Below are 24312 nucleotides of genomic sequence, written 5' to 3'. Positions count from 1 at the left end.
ACACCCGGTAGTTCGGATTCCGGGCCGAAAAGGTTCAACGGTGGCCGGATTCGTCCCCTACGGTGTCGGGGACGGTGGCCGCCGAGCCGACCGATAGCATCGCGGTGAGCCGTCACCGGCACCTTCCGTCACATCTGCTGCGAGGAGTTCACCCGTGTCCGCACCCCGTACCCCCGCCGTGGCCGACCCCGTCGTCGTCGCCGCCGGGACGACGGCGGCCGACGCGGTTGCGGCGGCCGGGCTGCCCATCAACGGCCCGAAAGCGATCGTGGTGGTCCGCGACCCGCAGGGCGCCCTGCGCGACCTGGACTGGCGTCCGGCCGAGGAGACCACCGTCGCGCCGGTCGCGCTGGACTCGCCGGACGGGCTCGACGTGCTGCGGCACTCGACCGCGCACGTGCTGGCCCAGGCGGTGCAGGACGTCTTCCCCGAGGCCCGGCTCGGCATCGGCCCGCCAATCGAGAACGGCTTCTACTACGACTTCGCCGTCGACAAGCCGTTCCAGCCGGACGACCTCGCCAAGGTCGAGAAGCGGATGCAGGAAATCGTCAAGTCCGGGCAGCGGTTCCGGCGGCGGCGCTTCGACAGCCTCGACGAGGCCAAGGCGGAGCTGGCTGCCGAGCCGTTCAAGCTGGAACTCATCGACGTCAAGGGCGAGGGGCTGGACTCCTCCGAGGTGATGGAGGTCGGCGGAGGCGAGCTGACCATCTACGACAACCTCGCCGCCGACTCCGACAAGGTCTGCTGGTCCGACCTGTGCCGGGGCCCGCACCTGCCCAACACCCGGCTGATCGGCGCGTTCAAGCTGATGCGCTCGGCCGCCGCGTACTGGCGGGGCAGCGAGCGCAACCCGCAGCTCCAACGGGTGTACGGCACCGCCTGGCCGAACCGGGACGCGCTCAAGGCGTACCTGAAGCTGCTGGAGGAGGCGGCCCGGCGCGACCACCGCAAGCTCGGCGCGGACCTCGACCTGTTCAGCTTCCCCGACGAGCTCGGCTCCGGCCTGGCGGTCTTCCACCCCAAGGGCGGCGTCATCCGCCGCGAGATGGAGAACTACTCGCGGCTCAAGCACGAGCAGGCCGGGTACGAGTTCGTCAACACCCCGCACATCACCAAGGGCCACCTCTACGAGGTCTCCGGGCACCTCGACTGGTACGCCGACGGCATGTTCCCGCCCATGGAGGTGGAGGGCGCGAGCTACTACCTCAAGCCGATGAACTGCCCGATGCACGACCTGATCTTCCGCTCCCGTGGTCGCTCCTACCGGGAGCTGCCGCTGCGGATGTTCGAGTTCGGCACGGTCTACCGGTACGAGAAGTCCGGTGTGGTGCACGGCCTGACCCGGGTGCGCGGCATGACCCAGGACGACGCGCACATCTTCTGCTCCGAGGAGCAGATGGCCGGGGAGCTGAAGTCCCTGCTCGCCTTCGTGCTCGAACTGCTGCGTGACTACGGCCTGGACGACTTCTATCTGGAGCTGTCCACCCGCAACCCGGAGAAGTCGGTCGGCACCGACGAGAACTGGGAGCGGGCCACCGAGGCGCTGCGGTCGGCGGCCGAGGAGTCCGGCCTGGACCTGGTGCCCGACCCGGGCGGCGCTGCCTTCTACGGCCCGAAGATCTCCGTGCAGGCCAAGGACGCCATCGGCCGGACCTGGCAGATGTCCACCATCCAGGTCGACTTCAACCTGCCGGAGCGCTTCGGGCTGGAGTACCAGGCGGCTGACGGCACCCGGCAGCGGCCGGTCATGATCCACCGGGCGCTGTTCGGCTCGATCGAGCGGTTCTTCGGCGTGCTCACCGAGCACTACGCCGGGGCGTTCCCGGCCTGGCTGGCCCCGGTGCAGGTGGTCGGCATCCCGATCCGCGAGGACCACGCCGACTACCTGCACGGCTTCGTCGCCGCGCTGCGCGCCGAGGGCGTCCGCGCCCAGGTGGACGCCGGTGACGACCGGATGCAGAAGAAGATCCGCACCGCGCAGCAGCAGAAGATCCCGTTCATGGTGATCGCCGGGGACGACGACGTGGCCGCCGGGACCGTCTCGTTCCGCTACCGCGACGGCTCGCAGCGCAACGGCGTGCCGCTCGCCGAGGCCGTCACCCACGTGCTCGACGTCGTCCGCACCCGCACCAACGTCGGCCCCTCCGCCCAGGTGTAAGGAAGGGCACCTTATTAACGCCTGAGGTAGAGCAGGGGACCCTTCCTAACACTCACGCCGGGTGTCGGGCCGAGGCTCGGCACCCGCGCGGCGGGGCCGTAGGATCGCCGGTGTGACTGGGGGAGCGGACGAGCATATCGACAGGGACATGGCCGACGGGCTGGACCGGCTCTGGACGCCCCACCGGATGACCTACATCTCTGGCGAGGACCGACCCGAGGGCGGCTACGAGCAACCCTCCGGCTGCCCGTTCTGCCTGGCCCCGGCCCGCCCGGCGGAGGAGAGCCTGGTCGTAACGCGGGGCGAGCACGTCTTCGTGGTGCTCAACCTGTACCCGTACAACCCGGGGCACCTGCTGGTCTGCCCGTACCGGCACGTGGCCGACTACACCGACCTGGACGGGCCCGAGACGGTCGAGCTTGCGTCGTTCACCCAGGCCGCCATGCGGGTGATCCGCAAGGTCAGCAACGCGCACGGCTTCAACCTGGGCATGAACCAGGGCGGGGTGGCGGGCGCCGGCATCGCCGCGCACCTGCACCAACACGTGGTGCCCCGGTGGGGTGGTGACGCCAACTTCATGCCGGTGATCGGGCGTACCAAGGTGTTGCCGCAACTGCTCGGCGACACCCGTGATCTGCTCGTGCGCGCCTGGCCGACCTGACCCACCCGCGCCGCTCGCCCTGCCCCCGGGCTCCGTCGCGCCCGCCGTGGGGCGTCGGGTCCGCGCCGACCATCGCTGGGCCCCTTTGCTCTGCTTCACCCCGCGCGACAGTCACGCGCTGAAGTCGATGCGTATCGGTGAGCAGAGCAAAGGCGGTCGGCGGGGGAGGGGATTCCGGGGCGATCCGCAGGTCGTCCGGGTGGGGTGGAAAACGGGGCGGATCCGGGTCGATCCGGGGTGATCCGTGGGCGACGGTCCCCCGTACGGATGATCGTGCTGGATGTCTGTCAAACCGTGTCCGGAAGATGGCACGATGCGCCGGTGGCGGAGTCGACGCGGGCGCTCGGGCGCAGCGGGATCGAGGTCAGTGCCCTCGGCATGGGCTGCTGGGCGATCGCCGGCCCCTGGTCGGAGGGGCACACCCCGCTGGGGTGGGGAGCGGTCGACGACGAGGAGTCCGTCCGGGCGGTCCGCCGGGCTCTCGATCTCGGCGTGACCCTCTTCGACACCGCCGACTCGTACGGCGCCGGGCACGGTGAACGGCTCCTCGGCCGGGCCCTCGCCGGCCGGCGCGACGAAGCGGTGATCGCCACCAAGTGGGGCTACACGTTCGACGAGCGGGCCCGGCAGGCCACCGGCCGGGACGCGTCCCCGGCGTACCTGCACCGGGCGGTACGGGACTCGCTGCGTCGCCTCGGCACCGACCGGATCGACCTGTACCAGCTGCACCTGGCCGACCTGCCGGTGGCCCGGGCGCAGGTGTTGATCGACGTCCTGGAGGACCTGGTCGCCGACGGGCTGATTCGCGCGTACGGCTGGAGCACCGACCGGGTCGACCGGGCCGTGGCGCTCGGCCAGGGCGTCCGGCACGCCACCGTCGTGCAGCACAGCCTGTCGGTGCTCCGGGACGCCCCCGACCTGCTCGCCGTCTGCGACAAGTACGACCTGGCCAGCGTCAACCGGGGGCCGCTGGGCATGGGTCTGCTCACCGGCAAGTACCACCACTGCTCGACGCTGCCGCACGACGACGTCCGGGGCATGACCTCGGGGTGGCTGGAGTGGTTCCGGGGCGGGCGGCCCGCGCCGGAGTGGCTGCGCCGGGTGTACGCCGTGCGGGCGGCGCTGACCGCCGACGGGCGCACCCTGGCGCAGGGCGCGCTGGGCTGGATCTGGGCCCGCAGCGACCGCACCATCCCGATCCCGGGGTGCCGCACCGTGGCCCAGGTCGAGGAGAACGCCGCCGCCCTGGCTCTCGGCCCGCTGCGCCCGGACCACTTCGCCGAGGTCGAACGCCGACTCGCCGCCCTACGCTCGGCCGCTCTCCGCGAGGTCGACCGCCCCTACTGGCCCAGCCCCATGCTCCCCACCGCCCGCCCCTAACCCGCCCCCACACCCCGCACCCCACACCCACGCCGATCATGGAGTCGTGGCGCACACAAAAGGGGTCTAACGGTGGCAAATGGTCGACCACAAGTCCATGATCGACGAAGAGAGGTGGCGGCGGGCTAGCGCAGGGCGGTGGGGGGTGAGGGTAGGGCGGCGGGGACGGGGGTGGCTATCAGGGGATGGGGTGGCGGTGGTCGGTGGGGTGGGGGTCGTAGCGGAGGAAGTGGCGGCGGAAGGTGCCGGCGCCGGCGGTCATCGCGCGCAGTTCCACCGCGTAGCGGAGCAGTCCGGTGGCGGGCACCTCGGCGCGGACCAGGGTGCGGCCCTCGGCGTCCGGGTCGGGTTCGGTGCCGAGCACCCGGCCGCGCCGGCCGGACAGGTCACCCATCACCGCGCCTACGCTGCCGTCGGGTACCCGTACCGTGACCTCGTCGATCGGCTCCAGCAGGACCGGTCCACCCCGCTCGGCGGCGTCGCGCAGGGCCAGCGCCCCGGCGGTCTGGAACGCCGCGTCGGAGGAGTCGACGCTGTGCGCCTTGCCGTCGACCAGGGTCACCCGCAGGTCCACCACCGGGTGACCGGCGACCAGCCCGCGTTCCATCTGGGCGCGTACGCCCTTCTCCACCGACGGGATGTAGTTGTGCGGTACGGCACCGCCGACCACCCGGGCGACGAACTCGAAACCGGCGCCGCGCGGCAGCGGTTCCACCTCGATGTCGCAGACCGCGTACTGTCCGTGCCCGCCGGACTGCTTGACGTGCCGGCCGTGTCCACGGGCCGGTGCGGTCAGCGTCTCCCGCATCGGCACCCGCACCGGTTCGGTGTCCAGCTCGACGCCACCGGCGCGCAGCCGGTCCAGGACCACGTCGGCGTGTGCCTCGCCCATGCACCAGAGCACCAACTGGTGGGTCTCCGCGTTGCGCTCCAGCCGCATCGTCGGGTCGCCGGCCACCAGCCGGGCCAGGTTGCGGGCCAACGCGTCCTCGTCGGAGCGGGTCTTCGCCACCACGGCCACCGGCAGCAGCGGCTCGGGCATCTCCCACGGGGCGACCAGCAGCGGGTCGTCCTTGGCGGAGATGGTGTCGCCGGTCTCCGCGCTGCCGGACTTGGTGATCGCGCAGATGTCGCCGGCCACCGCGACGCCGACCTCGCGCAGCGTGGCGCCCAGCGGGCGGTAGAGGTGGGCGACGCGTTCGTCGGCGTCGTGGTCCGGGTGGCCGCGTTCGGCCAGGCCGTGTCCGGCGATGTGCACCGTACGGTCCGGACGCAGCGTGCCGGAGAAGACGCGTACCACGCAGACCCGCCCGACGTGCCGGTCCACGGTCGTCTTGACCACCTCGGCGACCAGCGGACCGTCCGGGTCGCAGGTCAGCGGCGGGCGGGGCGACCCGTCGACGCCGGTGACCGGTGGCAGGTCGTGTTCGGGCGGGGACGGGAATCCGGCGGTGAGCACCTCCAGCAGCACGTCCAGCCCGACACCGGTCGCTGCGCACACCGGCACCACGGGGTAGAAGTGGCCGCGGGCGACGGCCTTCTCCAGGTCCTCGACCAGCAGGGCGGAGTCGATCTCCTCGCCGCCGAGGTAGCGGTCCATCAGGGTCTCGTCCTCGCTCTCCGCGATGATCCCCTCGATCAGCTCGTTGCGGGACTCGACGATCGCCGGCAGGTGCTCCGGGTCGGGTTCGCGTGCCTGCGCGGGCAGGCCGTCGGTGTAGTCGAAGACCCGACGGGTGATCAGCCCGAGCAGGCCGACGGTGGACTCGCCGTCGTCGCCCAACATCGGCAGGTGGAGCGGGATCACGTTGTCGCCGAAGACGCGCTGGCACAGTGCCACCGCCTCGTCGAAGTCGGCGCGCGGGTGGTCCAGCCGGGCGACGGCGACCGCCCGGGGCATGTCGACGGCGGCGCACTCCTCCCAGAGCGCGGCGGTGGCGGCGTCCATGCCGTCGACGGCGGAGACCACGAACAGGGCGGCGTCGGCGGCCCGCAGGCCGGCCCGCAACTCGCCGACGAAGTCGGCATAGCCGGGCGTGTCCAGCAGGTTGACCTTGATCCCGTCGTGGTGCAGCGGCGCGCAGGACAGCGCCACCGAGCGCTGCTGGCGTACGGCGGCCGGGTCGTGGTCGCAGACGGTGTTGCCGTCGGCGATCGAGCCGGGCCGGTCGATCGTGCCGCTGGCCGCGAGCAACGCCTCGACCAGCGTCGTCTTTCCCGCCCCGGAGTGCCCGACGAGCACCACGTTGCGGATCCTGGCGGGGTCGGTCACCGCCGGCACGCCGTCGGCGGCCCCCTTGTCGTGACTCTTCTGCGCCATCGGGCGCACCTCCCTGAACCGGTGGTGGTAGGTGGCGACCGCCGCGCGCGACGGGGACGCGGCCCGGGCGGGTACTGCGGCGATATCCTCCGGGTGAGCGCTCCGAACCGTGCAGTCAACGGGTGGTCGGGTGAGCCGGGTCACGTTACTGGCTCGATCTCACACCCGTCGGCGGAGCGACACAACCCCTGCCACCCGGACCGGCGGTGTCGCCGGTCAGACGCCGACCGTTATCGTGGACCCGCCATGGCGAAGATCTTCCAAGTGTCGGCCCGCGCGGGGATGACCCGCGTCGTGGAGCCGATCGCCCGCAGCCTGCTGCGCGCGGGCGTGTCCCCCAACGCGGTCACCGTCGCGGGCACCGTCGGGGTGCTCGTCGGCGCGCTCGGCTTCGGCGCCCGCGGCCATCTGGTCGCCGGTGCGCTGATCGTGACGGTCTTCGCGCTCACCGACCTGCTCGACGGGACGATGGCCCGGATGAGCGGCGGGTCCACCAAGTTCGGGGCGTTTCTCGACTCCAGCATGGACCGGGTCGCCGACAGCGCGGTCTTCGGCGCGGTCGCCTTCTATCTGGCCGGCGAGGGGGACCGTGCGGGCATGGCCGCCGCGCTGATCTGCCTGGCCGTCGGCGGTCTGGTGTCGTACGTCAAGGCCCGCGCCGAGGGGCTCGGGATGAGCGGCAACGTCGGCATCGCCGAGCGTACCGAACGCCTGCTGATCGTCGGTGTCGGCGGCCTGCTCGCCGCCCTGGTCCACCCGGCGGCGCTGCCGATCGCGCTGTGGCTGCTGGCGGCGGTGTCGCTGTTCACCGTCGGCCAGCGAATGCGGTACGTCTACCGGCAGGCCCAATCCAGGTGAACCTCACCGAACTCGGGTTCATCGCCGGCTGGCGGCTGGTCCGGGTGTTGCCCCGGCCGGTGGCGGCGGCGGCGTTCGACGCGGTGGCGGACCGGGCCCACCGCCGCCGGGGCGCGGGAGCATCCCGGCTGCGCGCCAACCTGCGCCGGGTGGTTGGGCCGGAGGTGCCCGACGCGGAGTTGGACGAGTTCGTCCGGCAGGGCCTGCGGTCGTACGCCCGCTACTGGATGGAGGCCTTCCGGCTGCCGTCGCTGAGCCGGGAGCAGGTGCTCGCCGGCTTCCGGCTGGACGGCACCGAGAAGCTCGCCGCCGACGTGGCGGCCGGGCGGGGCGCGGTGGTGGCGCTGCCGCACGCCGGTAACTGGGACATGGCCGGCGCCTGGGTGGTCGCCAACGGCTGGCCGCTGTCCACCGTCGCCGAGCGACTCAAGCCGGAGGGCGTCTTCGAGCGGTTCGTGGCCTTCCGGGAGGGCCTGGGCATGGAGATCCTGCCCACCACCGGCGGTGCCCGTTCGCCCCTCGACGTGCTGACCGACCGGCTCGACGCCGGGGCGGTGGTGCCGTTGCTGGCCGACCGGGACCTGTCCGCCCGGGGCGTGGAGGTGGACTTCTTCGACGGCCGGACCCGGATGCCGGCCGGTCCGGCGCTGCTGGCGCTGCGGACCGGTGCCCCCCTGTACGCGGCGACGCTGTGGTACGAACCGGATGCGGCGTGCGCCTCGATCGAGGGGCCGCTGCCGGTGCCGGGACCGGCGGAGGGGACGCTGGGCGAGCGGGTCCGTACGCTGACCCAGAGGATCGCCGACGGTCTCGCGTCGGGCATCGCCCGGCATCCGCAAGACTGGCACATGTTGCAGCGGATGTGGCTGGACTGAGGGGACGGACGCAATGCGGATTGGCATCGTCTCCCCGTACTCCTTCGACGTGCCGGGCGGAGTGCAGAACCACGTCATGGATCTCGCCGAGGCGCTGATCGGGCTCGGCCACGAGGTGAGCGTGTTGGCTCCGGCGGACGAGGACTCGCCGCTGCCGCCGTACGTGGTGCCGGCCGGCCGGTCGGTGCCGCTGCCGTACAACGGCTCGGTGGCCCGGATCGCGTTCGGGCCGGTCTCCACCGCCCGGGTGCGCCGGTGGATCACCCGGGGCGACTTCGACGTGCTGCACGTGCACGAGCCGTTGACGTTGAGCCTGTCCATGCTCGCCGTGCTCTCCGCGCGGGGGCCGGTGGTGGCCACCTTCCACACCGCGATGACCCGCTCCCGGGTGCTCTCGGTCGCCCAGGGCGTCCTGCAGATCGTGCTGGAACGGATCACCGCGCGGATCGCGGTCAGCGCGTTGGCCCGCAAGGTGCAGGTCGAGCACCTGGACGGCGGTGCGGTGGAGATCCCCAACGGGGTGGCGGTGGCCAAGTTCGCCGGGGTGGAGCCGTTGCCGGGCTGGCCGGGGGAGTACGCGCCGGGCGACGGCGGGACCTTGGGCTTCCTGGGCCGTTTCACCGAGCCCCGCAAGGGGTTCCCGATCCTGCGCGACGCCTTCGTGGAGTTGGCCCGGCAGCGTCCCGGACTGCGTCTGCTGGTCGCCGGCCCGGGGGACCGGGACGACCTTTTCGACCAGTTTCCGCCTGGTCTTCGGGATCGGGTGACCTTCCTCGGGCTGGTCTCCGAGGAGGAGAAGGCCCGGATGCTGCGCAGCGTGCATCTCTATGTGGCGCCGAACACCGGGGGCGAGTCCTTCGGCATGATCCTCACCGAGGCGTTGGCCGCCGGCACCACGATCGTCGCCAGCGACCTGGACGCGTTCCGCCGGGTGCTCGACGGCGGGCGGGCCGGGCGGCTCTTCCCCACCGGTGACGCGGTGACGTTGCGCGACTGTCTGGCCGAGTTGCTGGACGACCCGGCCCAGCGGGCCGAGTTGACCGCCTGCGGGCACCGGGTGGTGGCGAATTTCGACTGGCCCGTGGTTGCCCGCCGTGTTCTGGAGGTATACGCAGCGGCGATCGAGGCGACCGACGGGCGGGTGATCGACCAGGAGTGGGTGGGGCCGGACTGATCGGGAGGAACGGGAGCAGCACTACGATGCCGGGCATGTGGTGGGTGGTGGGCGCGACGGTGGTCGTCGCCCTGGTGGCGGCGTACCTCATCTGGACCGCCGGCCGGGTCGAGCGGCTCCAGTCCCGCGCGCAACTCGCCGCGCGCGCCCTGGACGCCCACCTGCTGCGTCGGGCCGCCGCGGCGGCCGTGCTGGCCGAGCGCCGGTACGGCGTCGAGTTGTACGCGGCGGCGCGGATCGCGCTGGACGCCGGCCCGGACGAGCGGGAGGCGGCCGAGAACGACCTGACCAGGCAGTTGCGGGCGGTCGAACTCGACGCATCCGACCCGGACTGCGACGCGGTCATCGCGGCCAGCCGTCGGCTCGCCCTGGCCCGGCAGGTGCACACCGACCTGGTGCGGGACGCCCGAACGGCGCGCGGTCGGCCGCTGGTGCGGCTGTTGCGGATGGGGCGGCGGCACACCTGGCCACGCTACTTCGACATCGACGACCCGACCCTCACCGTGCCCGCCGCCGACGTCCGCACCCGCTGATCCGTCCGCCGCGCCGGTCTCGTCACGTGGGTGACCGGGGCCACAGAGCAGGCCACCACGCCTGGAATTGGCTGTCGGAGGGGCGTCGCGCCGCGCGTAGCATCTGCGCTGCCCGCCCCGCCCGAGCACGCCTGAGGAGCTTGTCCCAGATGACTTCCCCGAGTAGCAGTGCCACCCCGGTCGTCGGCACCGCCCGCGTCAAGCGCGGCATGGCCGAGATGCTCAAGGGTGGCGTGATCATGGACGTGGTAACCCCCGAGCAGGCCAAGATCGCCGAGGACGCCGGTGCGGTCGCGGTGATGGCGCTGGAGCGGGTCCCCGCCGACATCCGCGCCCAGGGCGGGGTGTCCCGGATGAGCGACCCCGACATGATCGACGGCATCATCGACGCGGTCTCGATCCCGGTGATGGCCAAGGCCCGCATCGGTCACTTCGTCGAGGCGCAGATCCTCCAGGCCCTCGGCGTGGACTACGTCGACGAGTCCGAGGTGCTGACCCCGGCCGACTACGCCAACCACATCGACAAGTGGGCGTTCACCGTCCCGTTCGTCTGCGGCGCGACCAACCTGGGCGAGGCGCTGCGTCGGATCACCGAGGGCGCGGCGATGATCCGCTCCAAGGGCGAGGCCGGCACCGGTGACGTCTCGAACGCCACCACCCACATGCGCAAGATCCGCCAGGAGATCCGTCGGCTCTCGTCGCTGCCGACCGACGAGCTGTTCGTCGCGGCGAAGGAGTTGCAGGCGCCGTACGAGCTGGTCAAGGAGGTCGCCGAGAGCGGCAAGCTGCCGGTGGTGCTGTTCACCGCCGGTGGTATCGCCACCCCCGCCGACGCGGCGATGATGATGCAGCTCGGTGCCGAGGGCGTCTTCGTCGGCTCCGGCATCTTCAAGTCCGGCAACCCGGCGCAGCGGGCCGCCGCGATCGTCAAGGCGACGACCTTCCACGACGACCCGGACGTGTTGGCCAAGGTCTCCCGGGGGCTCGGCGAGGCGATGGTCGGCATCAACGTCGACGACATCCCGGTCCCGCACCGTCTCGCCGACCGCGGCTGGTGATGTGAAAGGAAGGGTCCCCTGCTAACGCCTCGTGCATAGCAGGGGACCCCTGCTAACACCCGGAAGGAACGCAGTTGACGCCACCCGTGATCGGTGTGCTCGCGCTCCAGGGCGACGTCCGCGAGCACGTCGCCGCCCTTACCGGTGCGGGCGCGCAGGCCCGACCGGTACGCCGTCCGGCGGAGCTGGACGCGGTCGACGGCCTGGTCATCCCGGGCGGGGAGTCCACCACGATCAGCAAGCTGGTGGACATCTTCGAGTTGCGTGAGCCGATCGACAAGCGCATCGCCGCCGGACTGCCGGTCTACGGCTCCTGCGCCGGCATGATCATGCTGGCCGCCGAGGTGCTCGACGGTCGTCCCGACCAGCGGGGCTTCGACGGCATCGCGATGACCGTCCGGCGTAACGCGTTCGGCCGCCAGGTCGACTCGTTCGAGGCGCCGGTGGAGATCGCCGGGGTCGAGGGCGGCCCGCTGCACGCGGTCTTCATCCGCGCCCCCTGGGTCGAGCGGGTCGGCGACGACGTCGAGGTGCTCGGCACGGTCACCGCCGGCCCGGCCGCCGGTCGGGTCGTGGCGGTACGCCAGGGCAACCTGCTGGCCACCTCGTTCCATCCGGAACTCACCGGCGACGCCCGCCTGCACGCCTACTTCGTGGACCTGGTCCGCGCGGCACGGTGACGCGCGTCCACGCGGGCGGCACGACCGGTCTCCCGGATGACGTGCGCCGCCGACAGCGGGACGCGCGTCCACGCGGGCGGCACGACCACGCGGGCGCCCACGCGGGCGGCACGCGGGGCCGCGTTCGCGCGGACGGGTCGACGGCGCCACGGGCGTACGGTCACGTGGGCGGCGGTGGCGCGGGCGGCGGTGGCGTGTTGCCGTGCCGGGGGTTGGCGCGGGCCCAGCCGCGCAGGACCGGGTCGGTGAGGTGGTTGAAGCGTTCCATCTTCGTCGGCCATTCGTTCTTGAACGCGATCACCTGCTCGTCGGGGGCGAGTTGCAGCAGTTCACCGACGCTGCACCCGATCCGCAGGGACAGGGCGGTCGCGGCACCGAAGTTCGCCGGGCTGAACACCTGGAGCACACCGGAATTGTTGATCATGGTCTCGGCGGCGACGCCGTAGAGGCTGGACAACTGCGCGAGGTCCTGCCAGAAGGTCCAGGTGCGCAACCCGTACCCGCGCAGCAGGGTGATCGCCTCCTGGAGCAGCGAGAAGCGGCCGAGCTGGGCCGCCTCGTCGATGAGGAACAGCAGCCGGGACTGGTTGATCGACCGGCTGTTCATCACGTAGTACAGCAGGCACCCCACCCAGGCCCGCAGCAGGCGTTGATGGGTACGCAGCTTGTGCGGCGGGATGACCACGTAGATGGAGATCCGCCGCTCGGGGTCGGTCAGGTCGCTCAGGGCGAAGCTCGTCCGGGCGGTGGCGTCCATGGTCCGGCGGGAGCTGAAGGCCGCCAGTTGCTGGGCGGCGGTCGCCACGATCCCGCTGAATGTTTTCTCCGCGTCGATGCTGAGCAGCATCTCGAACTCCTGCCGGGTGCCCGGCGGCATCGACTTCGACCGCGTGTCGAGCGCCACCGCGATCCGGTAGCGCAGGTCCGACTCGAAGAGCTGGGTACGCAACTCCTGCAGGGTGTCGGGCCGGTCCGGCTGGCCGGTCATCAGGTCGGCGGCCAGCGCGGCGATCAGCAACTGCGCCATCTCGTCCCAGAACGGGTCGGACAGGGACTGGATGCCGCCCATCAGGATGTCGGAGAGCACCCGGCCGAAGTCCTCGGCCTCCTCGGCGGCGTCATCGTCGCGCCGTAGTGCGCCGAACACGTCGAACGGGTTCAGCGAGCCCCGTTTGTCGCTGCCGCCGTGGCTGGCGCCGAACGGGTCCAGCAGCACGATCTCGTTGCCCAGCACGGTACGGCGGTGCTCGTGCGTGACGTCGTAGTTCTCGCCCTTCGGGTCGATGACCACCACCGAACCCTCGTAGGTGAGCAGGTTCGGGATGATCACGTCCCGTCCCTTGCCGGCTCCGGTGGGCGCGATCGTCATCAGGTGGCTGTCGTCGTCCGAGGCGACCACCGGACCCAGCTCGGCGTCGTCGATGATGTGTTCCTCGCCGAGGCCGATTCGGGCGCGTACCCCGGTGTCGCTGGGCCGCCGTTGGGCGAACTGGCTCTTGGACAGCGGCTCGGGTTCCAGGTGACGCACGACTGCCCGGCCGAGAATGAGCTTGGACATCCGCGACTGCCTCTCTAGGGGTTTCGGCTGATGCGGGCCGGACGGACTCCGGCCATGGCGCCGCTGCCGGTGCCGGAGACGACCGTCAACGGCAGCGGCTGCTGGTAGTGGTTGCCCAGCACGTCGAAGTACTCGATCTCGACGAGCACCAGACTCGGCTGCGCGATCTGCGGCGGGTCGACGAAGCGGAGCCGCTGCTCGACGTCGGTGGTGGGCATGACGACGTCCGCCTTCGGGGCGCTCAGTGCCTCGAAGGCCAGGCTGGTGCGGTCGATCCGGATGCCGGTGATCTGGATGCCGAGGATCGGTCCCGCGCCGACGTTGCGGAGCCGGACGGAGAGCACGACCAGTGTCGGCCCTCGCCAGGTCAGCCGGGAGTCCTGGATCATCGGAACCGGGATGATCGAAGCCCGCAGCTGTTCGGCGGCCACCCGCACCTCCCGGTCCGAGGAGCGGTTGTTCTGCCAGGACAGGAAGAGCGCGGCGATGCTGCAGACGAAGGTGGCCACCAGCCCCGCGAACTGGATGACGTTCAGCGTCTCCTGCGTCACGGCATGGTCCCGACGGCGCAGGAGAACTCGCAGTCCTTGAAGAAGTCGGCGAGGAAGCCCTTGACGACGCGGTCCCGGAAGAAGTCGCGGTACGGGATCAGGTACTGCTCCAGCAGAAACTCGGGTCGTGGGGCGATGCGCGACTCCAGGGCCGGGTCACCGTCGCCGACGGTCTCGGAGATGCAGTAGAAGTCCAGCCAGATGCCGCGGTAGCCCTGGTTCGAGGGGGCCTGGATGTCGTAGATCTCGCGTACGTGCACGTCGGGGGCGACCTCCCGGAAGTTGGAGATCTTCACGTCGAGCCGGCCGGTGCGCAGCGGCCCGGCGGCGCCGCCGCTGGGCACGGAGAGGAAGCGGCCGTCCTCGCCGGGGCGGTGCGACAGCAGGCTGCCGATCAGTTGGTGGCTGCTGACCGGGCGGGGTGCGCGTACCGGAACGAAGTCGTAGGTGAGCAGCGAGAATCGGTGACTGGTCCGGATCGGTTGCAGGTCGAAATCGGAATGGAGGATGTCAGACAGGTCGATGGCGATTCGGGACACAAGCCCCTGGATGTAGGGCATGAACACCCGGTACCAATTGTGGAAGAGGCGTAGCGACGATCCGGGTCGTTCGAGGACGATGCGCAGGTCGCGCCGGATGGCCATCTGGAAGCCGAACGACGAGTCGTCGTAGACGATCCCGATGTTGCCGTCGGACCAGTCCAGTCGCAGGTTCTGCACCGAGTACAGTTCGGCGGCCTCCAGCACCTCGGCGACACTGCGGTACAACCGGGCCCCCACGGCGCGTTTGCGCTCGGGCGGAAGGTCGAGGTCCTGGGCATACGGCAGTTCCACCATGAGTGTGAACTTGTTGAGCGCGCTGACGCCGCCCTTGCCGATCATCGGCAGATCGTGGCCGAATTCCTCGAACTGCTCCAGCACGTATCGCCTCCGGGAGGGGTCGGTCAACTGCAAAGGATGTCGACAGTGTGTTGCACCCGGGCCAGCCGAAAGAAGCGTGCCCGAGGGTCGGAAGAATGGCTGTTCGGCGGATCGTCGGGCATTGCCCGATGTGCCGACGTCGATCATCGGCCGTTTTAGGGGAATTGCGGTGTGAGGCGACGGCGGTGGCTGCGTTTTCTGTCGGAAAGCCGCCAGGAGGCGGTTCTTCTAGCCGGCCGCCGAACGCAGGGCGCCGGGCCGCCGACCCAGCAGCCGGTCCAGCGCCTCGGCGCAGGCGGCATCGGCCGGCAGGTGGACCAGCAGCCGCTGCCCGTCGTCGGCGAGTTCGAGCGTCTCGTACGCCAGGCGCAGCGGCCCGACCTCCGGATGCCGTAACCGGCGCACGCCGCTGGCCTGCACCGCCACCGGACGCCGCTGCCACCGCGAGGCGAAGGCCGTCCCCACCGTCGCGGCGAGGCGCTCGGCGAACGCGTCGGTGTCCGGATCGCCCTGACGGCGCCGGTGCAGCTCGGCCACCTGCTGGTCGGCCAGCTCCGCCCAGTCCGGTACGTGGTCGCGGGCGCGCTCGTCGGCGAAGACGAACCACACCAGGTTGGGCCGGTCGCCGTCGAGCAACCCGAGCGGTCGGGCCACCCGGTCGAACGGCTCGTTCCAGGCCAGCACGTCGCCGAGCCGGTTGAGCAGGCACGCGGGCCGGTCCCGCAGCGCGTCCAGCAGCGCCCGGACCTCCGGCCGGACGGTACGCGAGGCGGTCGGGTGACGCCCCTCGCACAACTGCTGGCTGTGCTCGACCGACGCGAGCCGTCGCAGGTGGCTCCGGCCGTCCCCGTCGAGCCGGAGGGCGTTTGCCAGCGCGGCGAGGATCTCGGGTGACGGTCGAGTGTCGCGGCCCTGTTCGAGTCGGGTCAGGTATTCCACGCTGACCTGTGCCAACGTGGCCAGTTCCGCCCGCCGCAGCCCCGGGGTACGCCGTCGCGGGCCGGACGGTGCCGGTCGCCACCCGGTCGAACTGTCGGTCCTCACCGACTTCGATTTCAGCGACGAGGACCGCGACGACCCGACGGCGCCGGGACGGATCGCGCCCGCCGCCGAGCGCGCCGAGGCGCTCACCGAGATCGTGGCGGCGGTCGCCGAGCGCCGCACCGACCCGGGCCAGGCGGGCGAGGCAGGCCAGGCGGTCCCGGCGGTGGCCGGCGACGCGGCGGGCGGGTGAGCGGTGACCACGATGCTGATCAGGTGCCGGGTCCGCCCGGACCGCCTCGACGACGGGCACACCTTCGTCGACGTGGTGTCGGGCCCGCACCTGCCGGATCCGCTGCCGTCGCTGGCGGCGTTCGGCCGGTTCCGGGCGGGGCTGGAGGAGCGCTGCGAGCAGCAGGAGATGTCCGAGGTCACCGTGCTGGGCGTATATCGGACAGGGGAGTGGCTTTTGCCTGGTCTGTAGTCAGCGGGGGAGATCAGGCCGGCGGCTGACGTGCGGCGGGTGACGGCCACCCGCCGCGCGTCGGTAGGATTGTCGAGATTCGGCAGGGCCATCTGCCCGCCACGGCTTCCACCAGAGCTGACCGGCACCACCGCGTGCGCGGGTGCGGAGCGGTGCGTGTGCGGTGCGGTCGATGCAGACGGCGGGTAGCAACGGAGGTAACAGATGTCCGGCCACTCAAAGTGGGCGACGACCAAGCACAAGAAGGCGGTCATCGACGCCAAGCGCGGCAAGATGTTCGCCAAGCTGATCAAGAACGTCGAGGTCGCGGCGCGGACCGGTGGCGGTGACCCGGCCGGCAATCCGACCCTCTTCGACGCGATCCAGAAGGCCAAGAAGAGCTCGGTCCCCAACGACAACATCGACCGGGCGGTCAAGCGCGGCTCCGGCCTGGAGGCCGGCGGCGCCGACTACCAGACGATCATGTATGAGGGGTACGGCCCGAACGGCGTCGCGCTGCTCATCGAGTGCCTGACCGACAACCGCAACCGCGCCGCCACCGAGGTACGCACCGCGCTGACCCGCAACGGCGGCTCGTTCGCCGACGCCGGCTCGGTGTCGTACATGTTCTCCCGCAAGGGCGTGGTGATCGTGCCGAAGGCGGGCGCCACCGAGGACGACGTGATGCTGGCGGTCCTCGACGCGGGCGCCGAGGAGGTCAACGACCTGGGCGAGGCGTTCGAGGTGGTCTCCGAGCCGGGTGACCTGATTGCCGTGCGGACCGCGCTGCGGGACGCCGGCATCGAGTACGAGTCGGCCGAGTCCTCGCTCATCCCCAGCGTGACCGTGCCGCTGGACGAGGAGGGCGCGCGCAAGATCTTCAAGCTGATCGACGTGCTGGAGGACAGCGACGACGTGCAGAACGTGTTCGCCAACTTCGACATCAGCGACGAGGTGATGGAGGCGGTCGGCTGACCGGCCGCACCTCCGACGCACACCGGGACGGCCCGCCCCCGATCAACGGGGACGGGCCGTCCGGCGTTCAGGCCACCGGCCGCAGCGGGATCAGGGTCGGTAGCGACTCCTGGGCGATCCAGCGGCTCGTGTTCCGGGTGGCGTTCTTGTTGATCAGGTTCCGGTCGATGGTCCTCGTCGGCCGACCCAGGTAGTAGATCTCCGTGCCGCTCGCCGAGTCCCCGTTGTGCGCCACACAGGTGTGCGTGATCTCGACGGTCACCAGCCGGCCGAGTGAGTCGTACTCCCTGATGGTGTCGTCCCGGCAGGCCGGGGCGAGCTTGACGACGAGGTTCTCGTAGCCCCGGATGAGGCCGTTGAGCAGGTCGGTGACGGGGAAGCCGTACTTGGCGAAGGCGACCATGGCGATCGAGTAGATGATCCCCATCACCCGGCCGATGTTGTCGGCGGCGCGCGGGTCCTGCACGGCGTTGAGGTAGGCGTTGGAGAGGGCGGCGCAGTCCACGGCACCGTTGACGAACGGGCCGAGCAGGCTCCCCGGCATGTTGTCGATCTGCGCGATCTTCGTGACGGCGGCCTCGGTGCACGCCTCGACGTCGGCGGCGGCGATCGCGTCGATGTGGTTGAGGATCTCCTGCTTCGAGCTCTCGACGGCGGCGATGATCTCCCGCTTGGCCTGCTCAAGACCGCCGCCTCCACTGTTGCTCAGCAGGTGCGAGGCGACGGAGATGATGATCTGGGGCCAGGAGACCGCTGCTCGGGCGGGTTGGGCGCTGCCGGACACGGTGATCACCATCGCGGTGGTCGCGGCGATGATTCCGGTAACGATTCGGTGTTTCATGGACGCACCTTCGTTCCTGGGGGAGGCGGGGGTCTTCACGGCAGCGGAACGCCGCGACTGATCAACAGATCCAAGGCCCGCTGGGCGAGCGGTAGTGCGGTGTCGCGCATCAACATCTCCGCCACGGCCTCTTCGGTGACCGGCCCGCTGATCATCGGGCCGCCGTTGACGCGATGCGTGTTGGTGAGCGGGTAGTAGTCGACGTAGATCGACCGGCCGCCGAACGAGCAGGAGTACGTGATGACGCCGGCGTTGGGGTTGCCCCGTGGCGGGCACTCCCGGCGCATCTTCTGGATGAGGTACTCCAGACCCTGACGGAAGTAGGGGCGTTGGGCCGCCGCGAGGTTCGTGCCGTCCTCGGCGTCGACCATGAGGTAGGCGGCTTCCAACTGGGTGAACAGGACGATCATCGCCCGGCCCACGGCATCGAGGGCGTTGTCGTCCTCGTGGACCGTCTGCAGGTGGTTCTTCGCCACGTACGCGGCGTCGTGGGTGCTGTTGATCGCGGGCCCGGCGGCCCACGGGACCCGCAGCAGTTCGACCTTGGTCACGGCTGCCTCGGTCCTGGCCCGGATGTCGTTGGTGAGTTCACTGTTGAGGCGGGTGAGCAGGTCGACCTTCGCGCCGTTGACCGCCCCGATCATCTGCTGGATGAGGCGGCTGATCTCCAGCGGCGTGTAGACACCGTCCTGCCCCATCTCGGCGGCGGCGAGGAGGATGTCGATGATTGCTCCGTAGTCGGTGTTGTCGGCGACCTGTGCCCTGGTCGGCGGCGGCCCCGCCGCTGCCGGGGCTGCCGGCAGGGCCGTGCCCAGGCCGAGCGCCACGGCGACGATCCCGTGGAGAAGTGGTTTCGCGGTGCGCACTCCGTTCCTCCTCGCTCCTGACCTATCGATGACGGTCAGCTTCCGCCTCGGGGAGGGCACGCGGTATCCGTGGAATTACGCAAACTCCGGATTCGGTGTGGTGCTGCCGGACGATGTCGCCGGAATCGTGGTGGTGGTCCCCGAGGACATCAACAGGCGTCTAAACTCTGCGCGAGGCACGAGTCTGGGGAGGCGCCGTGGCCGTACGTCCGTCGGGCGGCGGCACGGCGGCGCACCTCGTCGGGCGTACCGGTCAGTTGGTGGCGCTCGACGCGGCCGTCTCGGCCGTGACCGGCGGGGAGTTCGCGGCGGTCAACCTGTGCGGCGAGGCGGGCATCGGCAAGACCAGCATGCTGCGGGCGCTCGCGGAGCGGGCGAGCGCCGCCGGGCTGCTGGTCTGCGACGGCCGGGCCGCCGAGTTCGAGCGCGATGTGCCCTTCGCGATGTACGCCGACGTGCTGGCGCCGCTCGTCGCGGCCGGCGGTGCGGCGGAGGACGGCGAGGTGGTCTCGCAGGCGCTCACCGGCCGCCTGGTCCGCCACGGCGCGACCTCGTCGGTGGGCCGGGCCCGGATCTACGCGGCGGTACGGCGGCTCATCGACGGCGCCCGGGCGCCCGGTGTCGCGTTGCTCCTCGACGACCTGCACTGGGCGGACGAGCCGTCCCTGGAGCTGACCGAGTACCTGATCCGTAAGCCACCACGCCGTCCGGCGCTGGTCGCGGTCGCCTTCCGCAGCGAGCAGCCCCCGTCCGGGGTCGCCGACGCGATCGTGCACCTCGGCCCGGCCGCCACCCGGATCAGTCTGCCCCGCCTCGGTCCCGCCGACATCGACGCGCTCCTGCCGGGCGTGCCGCGCCGCCGCCGGACGCTCATCTCCCGCGCCAGCGGCGGTAACCCGCTCTATGTCCAGGAGCTGTCCCGATGCCGCGACGACACGCTCGCCGCGCTGGTGGACAACGACGACGTGGACGTGTCGGAACGCCACGTCCTCACCGGGTTGGCCCGCGAGATCACTGACCTGGACGAGCCGGTCCGCCGGGTCGCCTACGCGGCGGCGGTGGCCGGCGACCACGCCTCAATCGGGCTGGTGGCGCAGGTGGCGGAAGTGCCGACGGACGCCGTCGTGGGGGCCGCCGACGACCTGCACCGGCGCGGGCTGATGGACGTCGACGCGGCCCGGCTGCGGTTCCGGCATCCGCTGGTGCGTGCCGCCGCGCACGAGTCGGCCGGTCCGGCGTGGCGGGTCACCGCGCACGCCCGCGCCGCGGCCCACCTGCGCGCCCACCACGGGCCACCGCAGGTGGTGGCGCACCACACCGAGCGCTCCGCCCAGCCCGGCGACGAGGCGGCGGCCGAGACCCTCATCGAGGCGGGGCTGGCCTTCACCTATCCTGCGCCGGCCCAGGCGGCCCGCTGGCTCGGCGCGGCGCTGCGCCTGCTGCCGGAAGGGCATCCGCTCGGTGGGCGTCGCCCGACCGTGCTGCTCCAGTACGCGCGGGCGCTGGGCCTCAGCGGCGAGTTGGAACGCAGCCGGGACGTGCTGCGTGAACTGGCGCACGGCGACGATCGCGTACGCGCCGAGGCGGCGGCGTTCCGCGCGGTCGTGGCCCGCCTGCGCGGCGACATCGACGAGGCGGCCACCCTGGTCACGGCCCAACTCGCCGAGGCGCGGCTGCCCCGTACCTCGGCCGGGAAACTGCACGTCGAACTCGCCGCGATCGCCGCCCTCGGCGAGGACGACGACACCACCGTGGGCCACGCCGACCGTGCGATCACCCTGCTGGCCGGGGACCGCCCGCCGCTCTCCGCCGCCGCGTACGCGTTGCGGGCCTTCGGTCGCCTCTACGCCGGAGACCTGGACGCGGCCCGGCGGGACGCGGCACACGCCGCCGAGCTGGTGGACAGCGAGACGAACGCGGCGCTGCGCCCGCACGTGGAGCTGTTCGGCCCGCTGGCATGGGTGCGGATGCACCTGGGCGAGGTGACCGCCGCCGCCCATCACCTGGATCGCGCCGCCGACATCGTGGAGCGCGTCCGGGACAGCAGCGCGGTGCCGTACCTGCTGATCGTGCGCGTCGCGTTGCTGACGCGACTCGGTCACCTGGAGACGGCCGTGCACCTCGCCGAGGAGGCGGTGACGCTAGCCCGCCGCGTCGGCAGCGTCGAGATGCGGGCCATGGCGGAGGCGGTCGCGCTGCGCCCGCTGCTGCTGACCGCCGGCCCGTCCGTCGTCGACCGGCTGACCGCCGGAGACTGGCCGCGCTCGCGGATGTGGCGGCGGGTCGGCCGGCTGAACCTGGCCGTCGCCCACCTGGCTGCCGGGCGGCCGGAGTCGTGCCTGGAGATCGTCGCCGACCCGGCACCGTGGCAACCGGGGCCGCCGATCGCGGTACCCCGGGACGTGGTGCACGCGATCGCCCTGGCCCGCGCCGGCGACACCACCGGTGCCCACCGGTACGCCGCCCGCGCCGCCGCGCTGGCCGACGCCGCCGGGCTCGCCTACGAACAGGGCTGGGCCGGCTACGCGCAGGCGTACGTGGCCACCGCCGCCCACCGGCACGACGAGGCCGCCGCCCTGGCCGACGCCGCCGCCACGCGACTGGCCGCCGCCCGGGCACCGGTCGAGCAGGCGCTGGCCCGGCACCTGACCGGCATCGCGTCCGCCCGCGCCGGTCGTTCGGCCGCCGCCCGGGACGCCTTCCGGCAGGCCCAGGAGGGGTACGAGAGCTGCGGCGCGAGCTGGCTGCTGTCGGTGCTCGCCCAGCACACGGCCGCGATCCCGTCCCGCCCCAAGCGGGACTCACGCCCACCGGCGACCGGCACCGCCACCGCGTTGTCCGCGCGGGAACGGGAGATCGCCGAGCTGGTCCGCGCCGGCCTGACCAACCAGGAGATCGCCTCGCGCCTCTTCCTCAGCCGCCGCACCGTCGAGTCACACCTGGCCCGCATCTTCACCAAGCTGGGCGTACGGTCGCGCACCGAGCTGGCCGCCCGCCTCACCGGCGACACCCCGACCCTCTAGTACGCGCCGGGCGCGGATATATGTCAGCCACGGACATATTGTTGCCTGGGAGGTGTATCTCATGGCCAAGACCCTGCTGGACCTTGATGAGGATCTGCTGGCGGAGGCGACGGCGGCTCTGGGGACCACCACGAAGAAGGAGACGGTGACGGAGGCCCTTCGGCAGGCGGTGGAGGCCAGCCGTGAGCGGCGACAGCAGGCCCTGGCCGACCTGGAGGACATCGCCGAGTCTGGTGGCTTCCATTTCGATCGACTCGACGAACTCGACCGGTGAAGTACCTGATCGATACGAGCGCCCTGGTCCGGATCGTGCGCCGCCAGACCGAACCGCAGTGGTCCGAGCTGGCGAGTCGCGTCCTCATCGCGATCTGCGCCCCGGTGCTCGTGGAGACCCTTGCGACTCAAGTTGGTCGTTCTCCATCAGGACGCGGATTTCGAAACCGTCGCCCGGCTCGTGCCGCAACTGAGCCAGGAGCGGATCACCTGACCGGCGCGTGGTTCCGACCCGCCGCCTCAGAGATCATGGACAGTTGCCGTTTCGTGTGAACGGAAACTGTCCATGATCTACAGATGGTGGTCGGGGAACAGGCCGGTGGGTGGGGGGATGCGGCCCTGACTGGCGTGGGAGTAGTCGCGGGACTCGGTGACCAGGCCGTCGGCGTCGAAGCGGACCACCGTGCAGCCGGAGAGGGTGACCGGCTGGTCGTACGGGTAGGTGATCGCCCAGTATTCGACGGTCGCGGTGTCGCCGTCGACCCGAGGAGCGCCGAACCAGACCTCGGCCGGGCGGGTCTCCTCGCCGAAGCACTCCTCGACGTAGGCGCGCAGCCCGGCGCGGCCCCGGCACGGGCGGAACATCGACGCCCAGTGGTCGCCCTGCTCGGTCTGCAACTCGACGATGCGTTCCACGTCCTGAGCGGGCCAGCCCGTGGCCCAGGCGTCGGCCCACCGCTGGGCCGCGTCGCGTACGTCCATGATCGTGCTCCTCGGGTCGGTGGGTTCTGGACTTGTGTCAGCCACGGGTGACATTCCGGCCGGTGGAGGCGGCTGCCGCCGGGGCAGCGGCAATCGCCCGGCCTGCGGTTGCTGTCCGGCCTGCGGTTGACGCCAGGACTGCGGGGTCGCCCAGGCCAGGAAGCGGTCGAACAGCTCGCCGGGTGACGGTGGTGCGCCCTCGGCGAGCCGCAGCAGGTCGCCGGTGGCGTCGAACAACTGGCCGGCGAGATAGACGGAGAGACCCACCCGGTCCAGGTCGTACTCGACCCGCAGCAGCATCCTGGCCGCCGGACACGGCCAGTCCCGTGAGCAGGCTCGACACGTCCACCGGGGCCGCTCGGGCAGGTGCTGATACACCGGGTGCAGCCGACCCAGCGGCTCACGCCGAGCAGGCGGCGGGTTGGGCGTGCGCATGCTCATGCCCTCATGCTGCCGCCACCTGTTGCTTGCGTCAATAGACTCCGTAGTTGGCGGCGTCGAGAGTGATCGTCGCTGTCATTGTCAACCTATGGAGCTGGTCGGCGTGTCGGAGATCCGCGAGATGTTGGGGAACGTCTCCCGGCAGCGCGCGTCTGTCATCGCCAACCAGCGCAACTTTCCGGAGCCGCTCGCCGTTCTAGCCATGGGCAAGGTGTGGCGGAAGTCGGACGTGGAGGCGTGGATCAGGGAGCACCGGCCGGATTTGGCGGGCGACTGACCGCAGGCTGGGGGAGCGGTGACGGAGACGGGACGCTTCAGCCCCGGCGACGTGGTCGTCGGCCGGGAGATCATGCTCGGCGAGGTGCCGCGAACGGCGTCACGACCCGCTCGATCCAGGATCGAGTGGTCTCGGGGTGCAGGTAAAGGCACTCGATCCCGGATCGAGCGTGATCATGAGCGTGATCAAGAGCAGGGCCGTGAGGTCTGGTTCGGCGTTCCGACGATCTGCGTCGAGGACTCCGCCGACCTGCTGGCGCTCTATCTGCCGACGGGGGCCGAGTTCGGGTTCCCCGGCGAGGGTGTCTTTCCGTGCGGGCGGCACCCGTGGCAGACGGCCGGGCACACCGCGTGGCGCGGGCACGGCAAGCTGATGCTCCAGCGCCCCGGTGAGGCCCACTCGGTCGACGTGTTCTGGTCCGGTCCGCGGCGTGACTTCGCCGGGTGGTACTTCAACCTCCAGGACCCGTTCCGGCGTACCCCGATCGGGGTCGACACGCTCGACCACGAGCTTGACCTGTGGTGGGCGGCGGACGCCGACCGGTACGTCTTCAAGGATGTGGAGATGTTCGCCCAGCGACGGGCACCGCCGAGTTCGAGCCGGTCGGCACCCACCGGGACTTCCGGCGGCGAGGGTTGGGCACCGCGTCGGCTTCCGGGAGTTCACCCGCGACCTGCCGCAGCTCAAGGTCGCGGGTGGCCGCTGACGGCGACGCGCCGACGTCCCCGCGCGGGGGACGCCGGC

Annotated in this window: 24 protein-coding genes and 1 pseudogene; 17 read left to right on the top strand and 8 right to left on the bottom strand. The window is 71.4% G+C overall.

What is annotated here, in order from left to right; all coding sequences use genetic code 11:
• The first annotated feature begins 154 nt into the window (after positions 1-154).
• The 3 genes from thrS (at position 155) to ID554_RS02520 (ending at position 4199) form a co-directional block, all read left to right on the top strand.
• Positions 155-2158 carry a threonine--tRNA ligase gene (gene thrS / locus ID554_RS02530; RefSeq protein ID WP_117229275.1) on the top strand — a complete coding sequence of 668 codons (2004 nt, stop codon included), beginning with the start codon at positions 155-157 and terminating at the stop codon, positions 2156-2158.
• A 148-nt stretch (positions 2159-2306) separates the two neighbouring features.
• Positions 2307-2819, top strand: a complete 513-nt coding sequence (locus ID554_RS02525) for an HIT family protein (RefSeq protein ID WP_117229273.1) — start codon at positions 2307-2309, stop codon at positions 2817-2819.
• A 321-nt stretch (positions 2820-3140) separates the two neighbouring features.
• The gene (locus ID554_RS02520) at positions 3141-4199 is read left to right on the top strand and encodes an aldo/keto reductase (protein WP_117229272.1); all 1059 of its coding nucleotides are present in this window, start codon (positions 3141-3143) and stop codon (positions 4197-4199) included.
• Positions 4200-4377: 178 nt separating this feature from the next.
• Here ID554_RS02520 and ID554_RS02515 read toward each other — a convergent pair whose 3' ends face one another.
• Positions 4378-6519, bottom strand: coding sequence for an elongation factor G-like protein EF-G2 (locus ID554_RS02515; RefSeq protein WP_117229271.1), 2142 nt, complete (start codon positions 6517-6519; stop codon positions 4378-4380).
• 246 nt (positions 6520-6765) lie between these two features.
• Here ID554_RS02515 and pgsA point away from each other — a divergent pair, with 246 nt between their 5' ends.
• The 6 genes from pgsA (at position 6766) to pdxT (ending at position 11697) form a co-directional block, all read left to right on the top strand.
• Entirely contained in the window at positions 6766-7377 is a 612-nt protein-coding gene (gene pgsA, locus ID554_RS02510; RefSeq protein ID WP_117229269.1) for a phosphatidylinositol phosphate synthase, read from the top strand.
• Positions 7374-8252, top strand: coding sequence for a phosphatidylinositol mannoside acyltransferase (locus ID554_RS02505; RefSeq protein ID WP_117229268.1), 879 nt, complete (start codon positions 7374-7376; stop codon positions 8250-8252). The genes pgsA and ID554_RS02505 overlap by 4 nt, the downstream gene beginning before the upstream one ends.
• Before the next feature lie 13 nt (positions 8253-8265).
• Entirely contained in the window at positions 8266-9426 is a 1161-nt protein-coding gene (locus tag ID554_RS02500) for a glycosyltransferase family 4 protein (RefSeq protein WP_117229266.1), read from the top strand.
• Between the two features lie 35 nt (positions 9427-9461).
• Complete coding sequence (locus ID554_RS02495; RefSeq protein ID WP_191088702.1) at positions 9462-9959, top strand: hypothetical protein; 498 nt, start codon at positions 9462-9464, stop codon at positions 9957-9959.
• 149 nt (positions 9960-10108) lie between these two features.
• The gene (gene pdxS / locus ID554_RS02490) at positions 10109-11017 is read left to right on the top strand and encodes a pyridoxal 5'-phosphate synthase lyase subunit PdxS (RefSeq protein ID WP_117229264.1); all 909 of its coding nucleotides are present in this window, start codon (positions 10109-10111) and stop codon (positions 11015-11017) included.
• Between the two features lie 74 nt (positions 11018-11091).
• Complete coding sequence (pdxT, locus tag ID554_RS02485) at positions 11092-11697, top strand: pyridoxal 5'-phosphate synthase glutaminase subunit PdxT (protein ID WP_117229262.1); 606 nt, start codon at positions 11092-11094, stop codon at positions 11695-11697.
• 160 nt (positions 11698-11857) lie between these two features.
• Here pdxT and ID554_RS02480 read toward each other — a convergent pair whose 3' ends face one another.
• The 4 genes from ID554_RS02480 to ID554_RS02465 all read right to left on the bottom strand — a co-directional run bounded on the left by ID554_RS02480 (position 11858) and on the right by ID554_RS02465 (position 15680).
• Positions 11858-13255 carry a type IV secretory system conjugative DNA transfer family protein gene (locus ID554_RS02480; RefSeq protein ID WP_117229261.1) on the bottom strand — a complete coding sequence of 466 codons (1398 nt, stop codon included), beginning with the start codon at positions 13253-13255 and terminating at the stop codon, positions 11858-11860.
• Positions 13256-13269: 14 nt separating this feature from the next.
• The gene (locus tag ID554_RS02475; RefSeq protein ID WP_117229259.1) at positions 13270-13806 is read right to left on the bottom strand and encodes a hypothetical protein; all 537 of its coding nucleotides are present in this window, start codon (positions 13804-13806) and stop codon (positions 13270-13272) included.
• Positions 13803-14753 carry a hypothetical protein gene (locus tag ID554_RS02470; protein WP_147333505.1) on the bottom strand — a complete coding sequence of 317 codons (951 nt, stop codon included), beginning with the start codon at positions 14751-14753 and terminating at the stop codon, positions 13803-13805. The genes ID554_RS02475 and ID554_RS02470 overlap by 4 nt, the downstream gene beginning before the upstream one ends.
• 201 nt (positions 14754-14954) lie before the next feature.
• Positions 14955-15680, bottom strand: coding sequence for an MmyB family transcriptional regulator (locus ID554_RS02465; RefSeq protein WP_233527444.1), 726 nt, complete (start codon positions 15678-15680; stop codon positions 14955-14957).
• Position 15681: 1 nt separating this feature from the next.
• On the opposite strand from ID554_RS02465, the gene ID554_RS02460 reads away from it, so the two are divergent.
• From ID554_RS02460 to ID554_RS02450, 3 genes are all read left to right on the top strand, one after another.
• On the top strand, positions 15682-15960 hold the full coding sequence (locus ID554_RS02460; protein WP_191088952.1) for a hypothetical protein: 279 nt from the start codon (positions 15682-15684) through the stop codon (positions 15958-15960).
• Positions 15961-15972: 12 nt separating this feature from the next.
• Complete coding sequence (locus ID554_RS02455) at positions 15973-16191, top strand: hypothetical protein (protein ID WP_147333504.1); 219 nt, start codon at positions 15973-15975, stop codon at positions 16189-16191.
• A 204-nt stretch (positions 16192-16395) separates the two neighbouring features.
• Complete coding sequence (locus ID554_RS02450) at positions 16396-17145, top strand: YebC/PmpR family DNA-binding transcriptional regulator (RefSeq protein ID WP_117229256.1); 750 nt, start codon at positions 16396-16398, stop codon at positions 17143-17145.
• Positions 17146-17212: 67 nt separating this feature from the next.
• On the opposite strand, the gene ID554_RS02445 is transcribed toward ID554_RS02450, so the two are convergent.
• Positions 17213-17986, bottom strand: coding sequence for a hypothetical protein (locus ID554_RS02445; RefSeq protein ID WP_117229254.1), 774 nt, complete (start codon positions 17984-17986; stop codon positions 17213-17215).
• Between the two features lie 35 nt (positions 17987-18021).
• Entirely contained in the window at positions 18022-18852 is an 831-nt protein-coding gene (locus ID554_RS02440) for a hypothetical protein (RefSeq protein WP_117229253.1), read from the bottom strand.
• Between the two features lie 197 nt (positions 18853-19049).
• Between ID554_RS02440 and ID554_RS02435 the strand changes: the two genes are divergently transcribed.
• The 3 genes from ID554_RS02435 to ID554_RS02425 all read left to right on the top strand — a co-directional run bounded on the left by ID554_RS02435 (position 19050) and on the right by ID554_RS02425 (position 22421).
• Positions 19050-21875 carry an ATP-binding protein gene (locus ID554_RS02435; RefSeq protein ID WP_117229252.1) on the top strand — a complete coding sequence of 942 codons (2826 nt, stop codon included), beginning with the start codon at positions 19050-19052 and terminating at the stop codon, positions 21873-21875.
• Between the two features lie 61 nt (positions 21876-21936).
• Entirely contained in the window at positions 21937-22149 is a 213-nt protein-coding gene (locus ID554_RS02430; RefSeq protein WP_117229251.1) for a type II toxin-antitoxin system VapB family antitoxin, read from the top strand.
• On the top strand, positions 22146-22421 hold the full coding sequence (locus ID554_RS02425) for a PIN domain-containing protein (protein ID WP_147333503.1): 276 nt from the start codon (positions 22146-22148) through the stop codon (positions 22419-22421). The genes ID554_RS02430 and ID554_RS02425 overlap by 4 nt, the downstream gene beginning before the upstream one ends.
• A gap of 18 nt (positions 22422-22439) precedes the next feature.
• On the opposite strand, the gene ID554_RS02420 is transcribed toward ID554_RS02425, so the two are convergent.
• Positions 22440-23291, bottom strand: a complete 852-nt coding sequence (locus ID554_RS02420; RefSeq protein ID WP_117229250.1) for a nuclear transport factor 2 family protein — start codon at positions 23289-23291, stop codon at positions 22440-22442.
• 88 nt (positions 23292-23379) lie between these two features.
• Between ID554_RS02420 and ID554_RS02415 the strand changes: the two genes are divergently transcribed.
• Together ID554_RS02415 and ID554_RS32640 are read left to right on the top strand one after the other, a co-directional pair.
• Complete coding sequence (locus tag ID554_RS02415; RefSeq protein ID WP_117229249.1) at positions 23380-23568, top strand: hypothetical protein; 189 nt, start codon at positions 23380-23382, stop codon at positions 23566-23568.
• 72 nt (positions 23569-23640) lie between these two features.
• Positions 23641-24042: pseudogene (locus tag ID554_RS32640) on the top strand (hypothetical protein); the annotation flags it as partial.
• Positions 24043-24312: the final 270 nt, after the last annotated feature.

The sequence above is a fragment of the Micromonospora craniellae genome, assembly GCF_014764405.1.
Classification (GTDB): Bacteria; Actinomycetota; Actinomycetes; order Mycobacteriales; family Micromonosporaceae; genus Micromonospora; species Micromonospora craniellae.
This window is presented reverse-complemented; position numbering and strand designations above follow the sequence as displayed.